The organism is Pantoea sp. Taur, from assembly GCF_009830025.1.
GTDB classification, from domain to species: Bacteria; Pseudomonadota; Gammaproteobacteria; order Enterobacterales; family Enterobacteriaceae; genus Pantoea; species Pantoea communis.
Map to the genome: position 1 here is coordinate 1 of NZ_SZZZ01000003.1, position 15,463 is coordinate 15,463.

At 49.2% G+C, this 15,463-nt stretch carries 14 protein-coding genes; 9 read left to right on the forward strand and 5 right to left on the reverse strand.

Annotated elements, in window-relative coordinates:
• The first annotated feature begins 201 nt into the window (after positions 1-201).
• Positions 202-1,473 (forward strand): Glu/Leu/Phe/Val dehydrogenase, encoded by a 1,272-nt coding sequence (locus FD744_RS04540; protein WP_160867466.1) that lies wholly within the window; start codon positions 202-204, stop codon positions 1,471-1,473.
• Positions 1,474-1,649: 176 nt separating this feature from the next.
• Positions 1,650-1,988, forward strand: a complete 339-nt coding sequence (locus tag FD744_RS04545) for a helix-turn-helix domain-containing protein (RefSeq protein ID WP_160867467.1) — start codon at positions 1,650-1,652, stop codon at positions 1,986-1,988.
• Positions 1,989-2,053: 65 nt separating this feature from the next.
• On the opposite strand, the gene FD744_RS25955 is transcribed toward FD744_RS04545, so the two are convergent.
• From FD744_RS25955 to FD744_RS04560, 3 genes are all read right to left on the reverse strand, one after another.
• The gene (locus FD744_RS25955; protein WP_373424356.1) at positions 2,054-2,146 is read right to left on the reverse strand and encodes a hypothetical protein; all 93 of its coding nucleotides are present in this window, start codon (positions 2,144-2,146) and stop codon (positions 2,054-2,056) included.
• A gap of 119 nt (positions 2,147-2,265) precedes the next feature.
• The gene (locus FD744_RS04555; RefSeq protein WP_160867790.1) at positions 2,266-2,730 is read right to left on the reverse strand and encodes an SRPBCC family protein; all 465 of its coding nucleotides are present in this window, start codon (positions 2,728-2,730) and stop codon (positions 2,266-2,268) included.
• 59 nt (positions 2,731-2,789) lie between these two features.
• Positions 2,790-3,455, reverse strand: coding sequence for a TetR/AcrR family transcriptional regulator (locus FD744_RS04560; RefSeq protein ID WP_160867468.1), 666 nt, complete (start codon positions 3,453-3,455; stop codon positions 2,790-2,792).
• Between the two features lie 79 nt (positions 3,456-3,534).
• Here FD744_RS04560 and FD744_RS04565 point away from each other — a divergent pair, with 79 nt between their 5' ends.
• Together FD744_RS04565 and FD744_RS04570 are read left to right on the forward strand one after the other, a co-directional pair.
• Entirely contained in the window at positions 3,535-5,052 is a 1,518-nt protein-coding gene (locus FD744_RS04565; protein ID WP_160867469.1) for an MDR family MFS transporter, read from the forward strand.
• 263 nt (positions 5,053-5,315) lie between these two features.
• Positions 5,316-5,867: a C40 family peptidase gene (locus FD744_RS04570; protein ID WP_034829917.1), complete on the forward strand. Its 552-nt coding sequence runs from the start codon at positions 5,316-5,318 to the stop codon at positions 5,865-5,867.
• A gap of 40 nt (positions 5,868-5,907) precedes the next feature.
• Here FD744_RS04570 and fhuE read toward each other — a convergent pair whose 3' ends face one another.
• Positions 5,908-8,085: a ferric-rhodotorulic acid/ferric-coprogen receptor FhuE gene (fhuE, locus tag FD744_RS04575; protein WP_160867470.1), complete on the reverse strand. Its 2,178-nt coding sequence runs from the start codon at positions 8,083-8,085 to the stop codon at positions 5,908-5,910.
• Positions 8,086-8,535: 450 nt separating this feature from the next.
• On the opposite strand from fhuE, the gene FD744_RS04580 reads away from it, so the two are divergent.
• Positions 8,536-9,627, forward strand: a complete 1,092-nt coding sequence (locus tag FD744_RS04580) for a YncE family protein (protein WP_034829915.1) — start codon at positions 8,536-8,538, stop codon at positions 9,625-9,627.
• A 60-nt stretch (positions 9,628-9,687) separates the two neighbouring features.
• On the opposite strand, the gene FD744_RS04585 is transcribed toward FD744_RS04580, so the two are convergent.
• Positions 9,688-10,557, reverse strand: coding sequence for an AraC family transcriptional regulator (locus tag FD744_RS04585; protein WP_160867471.1), 870 nt, complete (start codon positions 10,555-10,557; stop codon positions 9,688-9,690).
• A gap of 753 nt (positions 10,558-11,310) precedes the next feature.
• Here FD744_RS04585 and FD744_RS04590 point away from each other — a divergent pair.
• Genes FD744_RS04590 through FD744_RS04605 form a run of 4 tightly spaced genes read left to right on the forward strand, consistent with a single transcriptional unit; the run spans position 11,311 to position 15,178 of the window.
• A complete protein-coding gene (locus FD744_RS04590; protein WP_045816579.1) occupies positions 11,311-12,720 on the forward strand; it encodes a sugar porter family MFS transporter in 1,410 nt (469 codons plus the stop codon).
• Between the two features lie 15 nt (positions 12,721-12,735).
• Positions 12,736-13,746, forward strand: a complete 1,011-nt coding sequence (locus FD744_RS04595) for a Gfo/Idh/MocA family protein (protein ID WP_034829912.1) — start codon at positions 12,736-12,738, stop codon at positions 13,744-13,746.
• A gap of 34 nt (positions 13,747-13,780) precedes the next feature.
• Complete coding sequence (locus FD744_RS04600) at positions 13,781-14,209, forward strand: PTS sugar transporter subunit IIA (protein ID WP_160867472.1); 429 nt, start codon at positions 13,781-13,783, stop codon at positions 14,207-14,209.
• 27 nt (positions 14,210-14,236) lie between these two features.
• Entirely contained in the window at positions 14,237-15,178 is a 942-nt protein-coding gene (locus FD744_RS04605) for a sugar phosphate isomerase/epimerase (protein ID WP_097119039.1), read from the forward strand.
• Positions 15,179-15,463 lie beyond the last annotated feature (285 nt).

A 15,463-nucleotide genomic window follows, 5' to 3' on the forward strand; every position in this document is an offset into this window, starting at 1 on the left:
TGGCGGAACTGATCATCGACGGCATCAAGACCAACGTCGAGCTGCAGATGAAAATCATGTCCGACGAACATTTCCAGCAGGGTGGCACCAACATCCACTATCTGGAGAAAAAACTCGGCCTGCACGACTAAACCAATCCTCTCACCGCCATTCTGCCGTTGGCGGCATTTTCTATCCTGACAGTAAAATCTGGAGGTCAGTTTGTCTGAACTTTCCTATGTGACAGGCGACTGTCACTCAGCCTGGTCAACGTATTTGACGCAGGTTGAACGCGTGTTGCCACTGCTGGGCGATCTCAGCCGTTGGGCCGATACGTTGACGCATCCGAAGCGGGCATTAATCGTTGATATCCCTCTGGAAATGGATGATGGCTCAGTGCGTCATTTTGAGGGTTATCGCGTGCAGCACAATTTGTCGCGTGGGCCGGGTAAGGGTGGGGTGCGTTTCCATCCTGATGTGACGTTGCAGGAGGTGATGGCGCTCTCTGCATGGATGACGGTGAAGTGCGCCGCACTGAATTTGCCGTTTGGCGGAGCAAAAGGCGGCGTGCGTGTCGATCCGGCAACCTTATCCCAGAAAGAGCTGGAGCGTTTAACCCGGCGCTATACCAGCGAGATCGGCAATATGATTGGTCCACAACAGGATATTCCCGCCCCTGATGTTGGAACCAACGCGCAGATAATGGCGTGGATGATGGATACCTGGTCGATGAACGTTGGCGCCACTACCACCGGCGTAGTGACCGGCAAACCGGTGCATCTGGGCGGGTCACTGGGGCGCGTCAAAGCCACCGGGCGCGGGGTTTTCGTCACCGGTTGCAGCGCTGCGACTAAGCTGGGCATTGATGTGCCAGGTAGCCGCGTGGCGGTACAGGGTTTTGGTAACGTTGGCAGCGTCAGCGCCGAACTGTTCCATGCGATTGGGGCAAAAGTGGTGGCGGTGCAGGATCACAAAGCCACATTGTATTTGTCCAGCGGAGTGGATATCACGGCGTTACAGACGTGGCAGCAGGCCCACGGTAGTATCGCGGGCTTCCCGGGTGCTGACACCATAGCGGATGAACATTTTTGGACGCAGCCTTACGACATTCTGGTGCCTGCTGCGCTCGAAGGGCAGATCACTGCTGAACGTGCCAACCAACTGAAGTGCAGCCTGATTATTGAGGGGGCAAATGGCCCAACGCTACCGGAAGCGGATGATATCTTGCAGCAACGCGGCATTGCTGTGGTGCCAGATGTGATTGCGAATGCGGGCGGCGTGACGGTGAGTTACTTCGAATGGGTGCAGGATTTCTCCAGCTTCTTCTGGAGCGAAGAGGAGATCAATCAACGGCTGGATAGCATTATGCAGCACGCGATTGAAACGGTGTGGCATAAAGCGGATGCGCTCAACGTGACGCTGCGTACGGCAGCTTACGCCGTTGCCTGCGAGCGAATTCTGCTGGCAAGGAAGGATCGCGGGTTGTATCCGTAAACACATTAGTTTGAGAGAAGCCTCGCAAATGCGGGGTTTTTTATTGTGTAAACTTTGTTCAATTCATACAGATTCGTATAATATTTTATACACGAATAACAACAAACCAGCCCCAAAGATGTGAATATAATCATCGAGCGTTATAAAGCAGTTATCGAAGAACGGAGAAAACTAACATGACCGATAAAATCGATACCCAGTCGCGGCATATCACCAAAGCGGGCAGCAATATTTTTGCTGATCTCGGATTCGAACCGGCTGAAGCGGACTCCCTTCTGACACAATCTCATGAAGAAATTAACCGAGCCGATGAATTAAAAAAGCAGCTAATGACTGAAATTTCTGAATGGATGACGGCAAGCGGCCATAAGCAGATTGAAGCGGCAAAGATCCTGCACGTTTCCAGACCACGAGTTTCTGATGTGGTTAATCTTAAAACAGAAAAATTTACCATTGATTCGTTGGTGGGTATGGTTGCGGCAATGGGCAAAAAGGTCCAATTAGTGATCGAGTAATTGACCCGTGGCAAACTTAACTGCGAGTAGTCGAAAAAGGCCAGCACTGCTGGCCTTTCAAAATATTAGAACTGATACACCAGACCCAATGCTATCTGGTCATCATTTGGCAGACCCAGTTTGTTATTATCGTCCAGCAGGTTGATCTTATACGCCACAAAGGTCTACATGTTTTTATTGAAGTAGTAGGTTAATCCTGGCTCAAGGAATTTAAGTAAAGCTTCATTGCCCATGAGCCTTTAAGTAGGCTCATTATCAAGAAAACCGCAGGTGCCCATTAAAGCATCTGGGCATAAGCTTCAAGCTGATCAGCAACCATGCCCCAGCCGCTATGAAAGCCCATTTTTTCATGTTCGGCGCGTGCTTCAGCGTTGCGATGCCTGGCAATGGCAACGTAACGAGTCGCGTGCGGATTGAGCGGTTCCAGTAGCAATATTGCGGTCATGAAAGGATGCTCAGCAGGTTTCCATCCTTCTGTATAGGTATCGGTAAAGACCAGTTTACGACCCGGTATCAGCTCCAGAAACACCCCTTCGTTGCGCATTTCATTCCCCTCCACCTCAAAAACCGTGTTGAACCGACCACCAGGATGCAGATCGATATCGCAACTGACTAACTTATGAGGCTTAGGCACAAAAAAGTGTTTGAGATGTTCTGGTGTGGTCCAGCAGCGCCAAATCACATCGGCCGGTACTTGCAGGGTACGCTCAAGCTGTAAATCGGTATCGGCATCTAAAATCATCATCTTTTCCTGCTCGCTGAATGTCATTTCAACAGTGTAGTTGCGAGGCAGAAAACGGGTTAGCTGACCGGGCGGATTCCCTGGCAGAACAGGCTAAGTGTGTGCTGTACAATCAGTTCCGTATCAAACTCCGGCTCATTGGCGAAGCGTGTGAAGGGCACGAGTATCATGCTCAGGATGGAGGTCATCAGCAAATCGGGATTTAACGCCGCATTTAATAATCCTTGCTGTTGCCAGCGCACAATCAAAGCCCTGACTTTGTCTCGTCCCGCATGACCATATCGTTCTTTAATGTGCTGACCTAAGCCGTGAGAACCGCTGGTGACTTCTTGCATCCACAGTGGGGCAAACCAGTCATTGTTCAGTACTATGTCAGCGATTTCACGAATAAACCCACTAAAAGTAGTGACAGGGTCACTTTCTTCATTGTTGAAGTGAGCTTCAAGACGCTGGCGTAGCGGTAAAAAGCGCTCCTCAACCACCACATCTAACAACGATTCGCGCGACTGAAAATAGTAGTTGAGCATCGCTGGACTTACGCCAGCTTTACGTGCAATCGCATTCAGCGAGGTTTCAGCGATGCCGCTTTCGGCATAAATCGCAAGCGTAATGTCCAACAAGTGCTCGCGCTGTTGTGCAGTGATGGCTCCGCCACGCGGACGCCCAGGACGGCGAGGTTTGGCAATGGTTGCCTTATCATCAGCAGGGACTTTTTGTGCGGTCATCTTTACGCGCTCACTTGTTTCATGTCAGACTTCGATCAATATTAATTGTGTATTTAATTAATTTCAATTGGTGTCTGATATGAAACCTAAAACACTTGTGCCGCACTCAGGCAGTGGAGAAGAGCGTCTTTCTTCCGTCCGCTTGCTGATGGGCGCATTGATGCTGGTCATGCTGCTTTCCGCCCTTGACCAGACCATCGTCTCAACAGCACTGCCAACCATTGTGGGTGAATTGGGCGGGCTTGATCGGCTGTCGTGGATCGTCACGGCCTACATGTTGGCCTCGACAATTGTTGTCCCGCTTTACGGCAAGTTCGGCGATCTGTTTGGCCGTAAAACGGTGCTACAAATCTCGGTCATCTTGTTTCTCATCGGCTCGGCACTGTGTGGCCTGGCGCAAAATATGGAGCAATTGATCTTTACCCGCGCACTGCAAGGTCTCGGCGGTGGCGGACTGATGGTGGTCAGTATGGCGGCCGTCGCGGATATTATTCCACCAGCAGAACGCGGTAAATACCAGGGACTCTTTGGCGGCGTTTTCGGTCTGGCGACCGTGGTGGGGCCATTACTGGGGGGCTTCATCGTCCAGCACGCCTCGTGGCGCTGGATTTTCTATATCAATTTACCGTTAGGGTTGTTTGCGCTGCTGATTATTAATGCGGTGTTTAAAGCCGATAACAAACGTAAGCCGCACGAGATCGATTATCCCGGTGCCGTGTGTCTCAGTCTGGCGCTGGTGGGGATTACGCTTTTCACCAGCGAAGGTGGCACGCTGCGTGCGTGGAGCGATCCCGTGCTGTGGTGCATTTTGGCATTTGGTTTGGTGGGCGTAATTGGCTTTATTTATGAAGAGCGTCGTGCATGGGAACCGATTATTCCGCTTGGGCTGTTCCGTAATCGCAGTTTTTCGCTCTCCAGTTTGATGGCTTTTATTGTCGGGATGTCGCTGTTCGGCAGCGTCACTTTCCTTCCGCTCTATTTGCAGGTGGTGAAAGGCTCAACCCCGACCGAAGCCGGATTGCAATTGTTACCGCTGATGGGTGGGCTGCTGGTGACATCGATTATCAGCGGACGCATTATCAGTCGTACTGGTCGGTATCGTCTTTTTCCGATTGGCGGAACCTTGCTGGCGACGGTTGGGATGGCACTCATGACGACGCTGACGCTGCAATCCTCGCTGTGGCAGATTTATCTCTACGCCTGCGTGCTCGGAATGGGCATGGGGATGGTAATGCAGGTGTTAGTCCTGGCCGTTCAGAACAGTGTGACACCCGACCGTATTGGCGTCGCTACATCCTCTGTCACGTTGTTCCGTTCGGTGGGCGGTTCAATCGGGGTGGCGTTGTTTGGTGCGATGTTTAGCCATGTATTGAAATCGGGTTTGACTGAATTGGTGGAAAAGGGCGATGTATTGCCCGCCACGCTGGACCCGAACGCCGTGCACCATTTGCCGTATGATGTGCAACAAGCGTATTTGCAGGTATTTAGCGCAGCGGTACATGCGGCATTCCAGATGGCGGCGGTGGTGATGGCGCTGGCCTTTATTCTGTCATTATTCCTGCCGGAGTCGCCGTTACGCAGTCAATCCAAACAATAAAATGATGCCCGCTTGCCACCATCGGCAGACAGATGCTGATGGTGGGATGAAATAGCAGCAGAGTTGGGCGAATTAATAACCTCCAAAGCGAAAATTGGCGAAGGAATATATAATTTTTATCCCAAATACATGATGTTACCTTTGCGTAAACTTAAGTAAAAAAGAAGAGGATTAAAAGAATTCAGCGGCGAGCTATTTATTTTTGCAACTTTTTTGCGGTATAAATCTCTAACCACTGTCTCCCTCAGCGAAAACGTCATCTCATGATCAACTCTGCGGCCAGAAAATTTATCGCCTGTCTGTTTGTTATTACCCTGGCAGGTTGCTCTTCCAAAACTTCTCATGCACCTGCGGAAGAGAGTGTCGATGCTTCAACCGATGGTGGTAAGCAACCCGATTTGATTCCCGTGATCGCGGCATTACACGACCAGATGCACTCATGGGAAGGCACCAAATATCAGTGGGGCGGCACGCAATTAAACGGTGTGGATTGCTCCGGTTTTGTCTGGCGAACCTTAAAAGATCGTTTCAATATTCCAATGGATCGTGTCACAACGCGCGAATTAATTGCCATGGGGCAGCCGGTTGATAAGGCGCACCTGCAACCCGGTGATTTAGTGTTCTTTCGTATCAAACACGAGTTACATGTTGGCTTTTATGACACCGATCATCAATTCCTCCACGCTTCGGTTAGCCAGGGCGTGATGCGCTCCTCACTGAATAATCCGTATTGGAAATCGGTATATCTGGAGGCGCGGCGTCTGCCACGTGAACAGAATTCGCAGATCAGCTTTAATTATAAAAATAAAGTGTGATGCAGAAAGTATCCCCGGCCTGGCGCCGGGGATTTTTTTATCAGAATTGATATGACACGCTAACCGAGAAGTTGCGCGGCTCACCGTAAACATAGTTGTTCATATAGGTGTAGTACTCACGGTCGAATAAGTTATCGACGTTAGCTTGCACCGCAACCTGTTTGGTGACCTGATAACGAGCAAACAGGTTTGCCAGTGGATAGCTTCCCTGATACACGCGCTGGGTGCTGCCATCTGGCGCGCTCACATCTTCAAATACGCGGTTCTGCCAGTTAATACCGCCACCGATGGTCAGGTCAGGCAACATCGGTACGTTGTATCGGGTAAACAGCTTGAACTGTGTTTGCGGTTGATCAGGGTTATAACGACCATCCGAATCACGCGCTACATAGCGCGTTGCGCCGAAGGTTAATTGCAGGTTATCGGTAAGCGCACCGTTCAGTTCAAACTCGGCGCCTTTGCTGCGTGCGCCCTTAGTGGCGGTGTAGGCCTGCTCACTACTGTTATTAACGTAGACGCCATCCTCTGCCGTCCCGACATTTTCTTGCTGAATGCGGAATACCGCAAAGGTTGCGGTCAAACGACCGTCATACCAGGCCGATTTTAACCCCGTTTCGTAGCTTTTTCCGGTAACCGGAGAAAGGTAGTGGCCTGAGCTATTGCGATAGGTTTGAGGCTGGAAAATCGACGTATAGCTGGCGTACGCAGACCAGGTATCGTTGATGTCATACACCAGACCGGCATACGGCGTGGTGTTGTGCTGGGTCATATCGCCGCTGCTACCGTTAGTGCTCCATTCGGTGTAGCGAGCACCAATAATCAGTGATAGCGGATCGGCCAATGAAATACGTGCGGCGGTGTAAGCAGACTTCTGGCGAATGACGTCATTGGCATTCAGATACCAACCTTGCCACTGCGGCTCAGCAAGATTGCCGTTCCAGTTGTTGTTAAATGGCCCCATATCAGCGGCGGTAATATCATATTCATCCAGGTCAGTGACGCCATCCTGGCTGTAAGTCTGGTTGTGCTGGCGGCTGTAACTCAAGCCAGCCATCAACTGGTGCTGACGGCCAAATAACTCAAACGGGCCGCTGGCGTAACCATCAACGGAGGTCAGTTCACGTTTACCGCGGTCCAGGCTGCCGTAGCCGGTTACGCCTTCGCCGGTACTCTCGTCAGGGAATGCGCTATACAGGTTAAGCAACTTATCGCTAAAGGTATTTTTGGCATGGGTACCATTCACATGGAAGCTCCAGCCGTTATCGAAGTTATGCACCAGATCGGCGTAAACCTTCTGTATTTCAGTGTGATAGTAAGTCCAATCGGCGGCAGAGTTCAGGCTGCGGTTGTAGTGCGTAAGAGAACCGTTGCTATAGAAATCCGGTAAGCCACCCCAGGTAGGATCGCGCGTATCGGCCTTTTCGTAGTCATAACCTAATGAAAGGGTAGTATTAGCGGTGATATCCGCATCGACCACGCCATAAAGGAACTTCTTATTTTTATGATAGCGATCGAGCCAACTGTCCTGATCCTGATAACCCGTTACCACGCGCCCGCGGAGCGAACCTTCACTGTTCAACGGCCCGGCGATATCAGCGACATAGCGTTGTTTATTCCAACTGCCATAGCTGGCGCTGACCGAGCCAGTAAAATCTTTACTGTCGGCGTGTTTACGCACCATATTGACCGAAGCGGAAGGGCTGCCAGCCCCAGTCATCAGGCCTGTCGCGCCGCGTACCACTTCAATACGATCATAAATGGCGGTATCAGATGCCGCGTCACCGTAGTTCCAGTTATCACCCGTAGAAGTGGGGATACCATCAAAGGTGAAGTTAGTGATTTTGAAGCCGCGGGAATAGTATTCAGAACGTTCAGAATCCACCAAATTGCTGGTGATACCAGTGGTGTTATTCAACACGTCGGTGACAGTTTGTAGCTGCTGATCCTGCATACGCTGTTGCGTCACCACGCTCACTGATTGCGGCACATCGCGCGGCGTGAGTAGCAGCTTGGTGCCTGCTCGCGTGGTTTTCACCGCATAGTCCTGCTTTTCAGTGTCACCACTGCTATCACTGGTGGTGGCATTGACCACCAGATCCTGCTGAGTGGTATCAGCAGCCTGCGCCAATGTGGGGTTGAGAAGGGCGTGTACTGCCATAGCCAACAATGAAACGCTGAACGTTTTGTGGATACCTGATTCCCTGCCGATCGAAGACATAATCGTTTCCGTGGTAAATGATGGTTATAAGAAGCCATTACGCTTCGGTTGTTATGCTGGTGGTTGCGTCGTGCTACCCAAAAGGGCAGAACAAACGAATGCACTATCTAATTACGAACGCCAATGATAATCATTTGCTTTATAGAATCTCGCAAGGATTCAATTTGAAGTGTAATAATGTGTAAATTCGAGGAAATTCAGTTCACTAGATGGATTTATAACCCGCTAGTTGCGGACGTTTTCACATTTATCAGGCAAGATTTTACTCGTTTTAGCCCTACACAGCGCCCGATTTGGCTGAACGCTCATTTCATTAAGTGGATGGAATGAGCACATAAATCTACACGAATATTTGATTACTTTACGTTAATGCGTATGATTCTCATTCTTCTTATATTTTCCGCCCGCTACGATGTGGTCGGAGCCGTTCATCCTTTGATGGAGTTCAGCATGAAATCGTTGTTTAGCCCGCGTAAAGCCACTGTTGCTATGGCGATCGCCGCAGCATTTAGCCTGACGGCTTGCCAGGCACCTGCCAAAAAAGCCGAGGCACCAGCCGCTGAGACTGTAAAACCGGTTGATACCGCAGTGTTGAAACGCGACCTGGGCGATGGTCTGTACGAAATGGCCTACTCTCCAGCATCGAAAGCACTGTTTGTCGCCAGCGCACAGGCATTCAAAGATGTTAACGGCGGTATGATCTATCGTCTTGATCCTGCGACGCTTGAGACCAAGGGTGAGACACACACCGATCTGAAAAACTTTGGTACGGCGATCGATGAGCAGGGCAGCGTGTTCTACACCACCAACTCACTGGATGGCGCTATCTCCAAAGTGGACGCACAAAGCGGTAAAGTGCTGCAGCGTTTAGTGTTCCCGGGCAAAATCAGCAAAGAAGGCTACCCAGCGGGTGCGCGTGAAGTGCTGTGGCATGGCAATGAGTTGTATGTTGGTCGAGTGGCCGATCCAGGTTATATCTCCGTGGTCGATACTAAGACCTTCAAACTGAAAACCGAGATTAAAAATGCGGGCAAATGGGTAACGGGCATTATTTACTCTCCGGTTACTGAACGTATTTATGCGGCCAACGGCTCTGGCGAGATCCTGGTGATTAATCCGCGCACCCACAAAATCGAGAAGCGCTGGACAGCCGGTGACGGTAAAGAGTATCTGTTCCTGAACATGGCAGAAGATCCATCCACTGGCCGCCTGTTTGTGACTGACGATTCTAAAGGCAAAGCCACATTGGTCTTTGACGAGCGCACCGGTAAAGTGATCAAGCGTATCGAGGGTGATTCTCTGGGCATTAAATTCGATGCGAAGCGCAATGAGATCTTCATCAGCCAGCGCGAATCGAAGAAAGTACTGCAGTTGGATGCCACCACTTACGCAGTGAAGAACAGTTGGTCATTCGAACAGAATCCCAACAGCCTGCTGATTGGACCGGATAACAATACCCTGTATGTGACCTTGAAGGCCGAGTTCAATAAAGACTCTTCAACTAAAGGCACCGATGGTATTGCGCGTATTACACTGAAATAAGATTGCGCTATGAAAAGATGCCCTCGAAAGAGGGCATTTTGCTTTTGGAAGAACGAAAAATTAACGATTGAGTTGTCCTGTCAGCCAGAATTTTTTATAGCGTGCAGGTGGAATGCCGACAAGATTATGAAAGATGCGATGGAAGTTATTGACGTTATCGTAACCCACGGCGTTAGCCACCTCAGTGACACCCAGATTGGTGCTCAATAGCAAATTTTGCGCCTCGCCAATTCGGCGACGTGTCTGATATTGTTTGGGTGAATAACCTGAATAATCTTTAAATACGTGCGCCAGATAAAATTGATTCATATTCAATGCAGCGGTGATCGAACTCAGTGCGATATCTTCTTTATAGTGATTATCAATGTAATCTTTGATGCGTTGTCCCAGTAGGGTGTTATTGCTCTCCTGCTCTTGTTTGTTTTCAATCCAGATATTGCGGCACAGTAATAACAGCACGCTCAGTAAGTTATCGCCGATTTCGGCACTAAAGAGCCGTTTGCTGTTAACGTGTGCCCACATCTGATCAAACAACTGGCAAATTTCATCATAAAACTCACCGCTGGGCATCACGGCAGGTTGGGCGCGCGTGGTGAGAACATTGAGAGGCAAGCCATCAACCTTAAGTTGTTCAACGCCGCAACTGAAGATCAATAAATCGTCTGACGCATCAGGGCTTTCGTCATGAAGTACATTCGCGTTAAACAACATGATATCGCCTTGCTTGACGTTATAGCCTCGGCCATCGATGTTGTAGATGCCACTGCCTGAGCGTATGAACATCACTTCAAAGCGGTCATCATGCTTGTGCATGACGCGAGGAATGGCCTCTTCTTTACCTTCTGCTTTGCACATAAACGCCAGGCGCGGACGCAAACTGTTGTCGAAGCCACGGGCGGAGGGATGTTCATTGATGCAAAAGGTAATCATGGTAGCTCCTGTTGGTATAGCGCTATTCTTGCATTAGTTTTCAGCCTCGTAATCATCATTTTTGCTTTTTACTGATATTTAATCCATTGACAGGTAAGGCGTTGATGATTTTAGGAGAGTGCCAGGTGTTGATTTTTGTTTTTTAAACATTGGCTAAAATATAAATTTGATCGTCGTCACACTTTTATTTTGATCAAAATACACCCACACATTAAATACCAGGAAAGCATGATGTTGTGTTGAGCGGCATGAACTTGCAATCAATAGGGATAAGTTGAGGGCTAAAGTGAAAATATCATCAAAATTGCTGTAAACGAACAGGTGGAAATACAAAATTGACGAAACCACAGGCGATAAGCGCCATTAAATGCGTGCCATAGTCGCTAAGAAATATTTTAACAAAAATGTGAAAAAATGGCTTTTTAATCTGTCTTCATTCTTGCTATGTCAACGCATAATATTTGCAATGTGACTTTAATCACTGGTTTTTGTGCTTTTTATGAGGAATGTATGATCTTTCGCACGCTGTTAAATCGTGTTGGCGAGAGCAACTGGTGTTTGGAATTCACTTTGATATAACGTTGTTGTAACGAGAAGGGGACTGACAGCGTGTTCATCGTTGCCAGAAAAATAACAATAATGATGTTGTGCATTAAATAAATGTTCTGATTCAGGCTGCGTAAAATTCCTCAGCGACGACTGACCAAAAATACGGCTTGCAACGGTTTTACCTTACAACCAGATGGAACAGCTATGTATAATAAAACGAACCTGCAAAATCCTCAGCGCATGCGGTTAATCACCATTGTTTCGACGATTGGTGGTTTATGCTTTGGTTACGATACCGGTGTTATTTCCGGTGCGCTGATCTTCATGAAGTATGACCTGAATCTGACACCTGCGCAGGAAGGTTTTATTACCTCATTCCTGTTATTCGGTGCGGCACTTGGATCGTTATTTGGCGGATATTTATCGGATAAACAGGGGAGGCGTAAAAACCTGCTATGGGTTGCAGCTATCTTTATGTTTGGCGCTTTAGGCACTGCATTCGCCTGGGATGTGCCCTCAATGATTGTGGCCCGCTTTATTCTGGGCTTAGCGGTGGGCTGTGCCTCCGTGACAGTACCTATTTATATTTCCGAATTAGCGCGGGCAGATCAGCGTGAACGATTGGTGACGGTCAACGAATTAATGATCGTGACCGGGCAATTCCTGGCGTATTCCGTTAACGCTGCGATTGTAAACCTGTATCCAGAGATGCAGCACAACTGGCGCATTATGCTGGCGATTCCCGCACTGCCAGGTGCGCTTTTGTGGTTCGGGATGTTAATGATGCCTGAATCGCCACGCTTCTTTATTCGCCGTGGCGAAACGGATAAAGCCGTGAAGGTGCTGAAAACATTGCGCCTTCCGGAGGAAGTAGACCGCGAAGTGAAAGAGATTCAGCAGATCGTTAAGGCTGATCAGGTGAAGTTTAATCTGTTCGCTGAGCTAAAAAATCGCTGGGTGATTCAACTGGTTTTGATTGGTTTAATGATTGTGCTGGCCACTCGAGTGACTGGAGTTAACACCATCATGTACTACGCGCCAACCGTCCTGAAAGCAACTGGGCTCGGTGATGCGGCAGCGGTTACCGGCGCGGTGGCAAACGGCATTATCTCCGTATTGGCGACGCTGCTGGGCATGGCGTTGATTGGCAAGCATTCACGCCGAAAAATGTTTTTCACCGGTCAGGCTGGGGTAACCGTTAGCCTGGTGTTGATTGGCCTGGCGTTTAAATTCTTCTTCCACACTGAAACCGTCAACGGAGTGGATACGCTGCATGCCAATTTCGCCAACGCACCTTATGTCATTCTTGGCTTGATGTTGGTATTCCTGGTGTTTATGCAGGGTTGGATTGCGCCGGTATTCTGGCTGATGTTAGCGGAAATCTATCCATTAAGAATGCGTGGTGTCGGCATGGGCTTTGCGGTATTTGGCCTGTGGATCTTCGACTTTATGATCCAATCTATCTTCCCTTATTTGCTTAGCCATTACGGTGGCGGCATGACTTTCGGTTTCTTCGGCGCGACCAACGTCATCATGCTTATTCTGCTGGTGAAATATTTACCAGAAACGCGTGGCCTGACTCTAGAACAGATTGAAAAGAAATTTCGTTTTTAACCTGAGGATGAATAAATGACAGTCAAAATCGGCTTAATTGGTCTGGGCATGATCGGCCGGGACCATCTGAAACGCTTCCACCATGTTATTTCCGGCGCGCAAGTCACTGCTGTTTGCGATATTAACCACACTACAGCCGATGCCGTGGCGAACGAATTTGGTGCCACCGCGTTTTATGATGCAGAAGAAATGATCAATTCCGAATTGGTCGATGCAGTCTTTATCTGCTCTATTGGTCCGGTTCACAAAGCGCAAATTTTGGCGGCCTTTAATGCGGGCAAGCCCGTATTCTGCGAAAAACCGCTGACACCAACGGCTGATGAATCGAAAGAAATTATTGATGCAGAGGTCAAAGCGGGTAAGCGCCTTTTACAATTGGGCTTTATGCGCCGTTTTGACCCGGGTTATCAGGCGCTGAAGCAGTCGATCGAGGGGGGCGCGTTGGGCGACATCATGTTGATTCACTGTGCTCACCGCAACCCGTCAGTGCCAGAGAGCTACACGCTCGAGATGGCGGTTAACGACTCCGCCACTCACGAAATCGACATCATTCGCTATTTACTGAACGAAAATATCACGTCTGTGCGTGTAGACAAGCCGCGTAAGAAAACCCGCCGCGCATTGCCGCACTTGCAGGATCCGCTGATTGTGATCTTCGAAACCGAATCCGGTGTTCGTATTGACGATGAACTGTTTGTGAACTGCCACTACGGCTACGACATCCGCTGTGAAGTGATTGGTGAAAATGCCATTGCCGCCTTGACGGAGCAACAGTTCATCAGTACCCGCTCACTGAACGGCAATGCACAACACATTGCGCAATCTTGCATGGAACGTTTTGCAACGGCTTACGATCGCGAAGTTCAGCATTTTGTTGACAGCGTGCGTGATGGTCGCGAAATGAGCGGCCCTTCCTCCTGGGATGGCTACGTCGTCGCGCTGGTCTGTGATGCCGGTCTGGCCTCGCTGAAAGATGGCGAGAAACATGACGTGGTGATTCCAGAGCAGCCCGCGCTTTATCGCTAATAACCTAACTTCTCGCGAAAAGTGAGGAATGACGATGTTGAAACTGACGGAAGATGCGCTGCATTTGCAATGTCGGGCAGCGAATAAAAACCAAGCCATTGAGATAGCGGCAAAGGCGTTAGAGCAGTCCGGTTATGTAAAACCTGGCTTTATCAATGGCATGTTAGCGCGTGAAAAGAGCGTTTCTACCTATATTGGGGAGGGTATTGCTTTCCCTCATTGTGCGAAAGAGAACCTCGACCAGGTGATTAAAACCGGGTATCAGGTTTTTCAATTTCCAAATGGTGTGAGTTGGGGCGCTGGAAAGGTGGTGTTTGTCGTCGTTGCTGTTGCGGCAACTGAAAATGAACATATTCCACTGTTAGCTGATATTGCCAATTTGCTCGGCGATGAAGTGAAAACCACGTTATTAGCCAATGCAAAAACCAAACAAGAATTTATCGAACAATTTGAGAAAGCGTGATTTACGCACCAGATGAAGGATTAAACAATGAAGCTTGCATTATGTACTGACGTTCTGGCGGATTTACCTTTCGCGGCGATGCTGGATAAAGTTAAAAGCTACGGTATTGAGGGCGTAGAAATGACGGCAGGTGGATGGTCACCCTGTCCGCACGTGAAAACAGAGGAACTTCTGGCCTCGCCAGAAAAACTGGAGAAGTTCAAGCAAGAGCTGGCTGAACGAGAAATGCGCATCGTGGCGTTAAACTGCTCAGGGAACCCGTTGGCACCGGGTGAACTGGGTGAGACGCACACTAAAAGCAGTTACCGTGCGGTAGAACTGGCGGGCAAGCTGGGCGTGAAAAAGATTGTGATGATGAGTGGACTGCCGGGGGGAGGGCCTGAGGATCGTGTGCCGAACTGGATTACCTCTACCATCTCATGGCCAGATTATATGCCGGGCGTGATCGATTATCAGTGGAATGAGGTGGCCATTCCATGGTGGAAGAAATTTGTCCAGCACGCTAAACAGCATGGCGTCGAACAAATCGCGATTGAAGAGTTCCCATGCCAATTGGTGTACAACCCCTCGACATTGCTGCGCCTGCGTCACGAGGTGGATGACATGATCGGCATGAACCTCGATCCTTCGCACCTGATTGCGATGGGTGCGGACCCGATTGCTGCTGCACGTAAGCTGGAAGGGGCAGTGTTCCACGTCCACGGCAAGGACGCGCGTATTGAGCGTGGTTTGGCCGACGTTGACGGCTTGATGGAGTATCAACCGGTGACGAACACGAAAACCCGGACCTGGAACTACGTTGCTGTCGGTTGCGGTCAGGATCTGAAGTGGTGGAAAGAGTTCTTCTCTGTATTGCGCATGACCGGTTACAACGGCGACGTGTCGCTGGAGATGGAAGACCTTACCATGAGCGTGGAAGCGGGCTTGCAGACTTCCATTGATGCGCTGAATGCAACGTTGAGCAAGTAAGTTTTTGCTGTTTTGCAAGCCGCTATCTCTTTGGGATGGCGGCTTTTTTTATGGTCATGATAATCCTCGCATCTCGCATCTCGCATCTCGCATCTCACAGCCCTTAACTCTATTGGGACATACATCACTCAAAGTGATTATGCGTTAGCTTTTAATGCCCAAATTCGCTCAATTTTGATTTGAAAACATCATTACGTATGGCTTTTGTTTAAGAACCATTTATTATATTAAAAGTCCGTGTCGTTATAAGGCATCTGATTAACATTGCGTTATGTGATTGTTAAC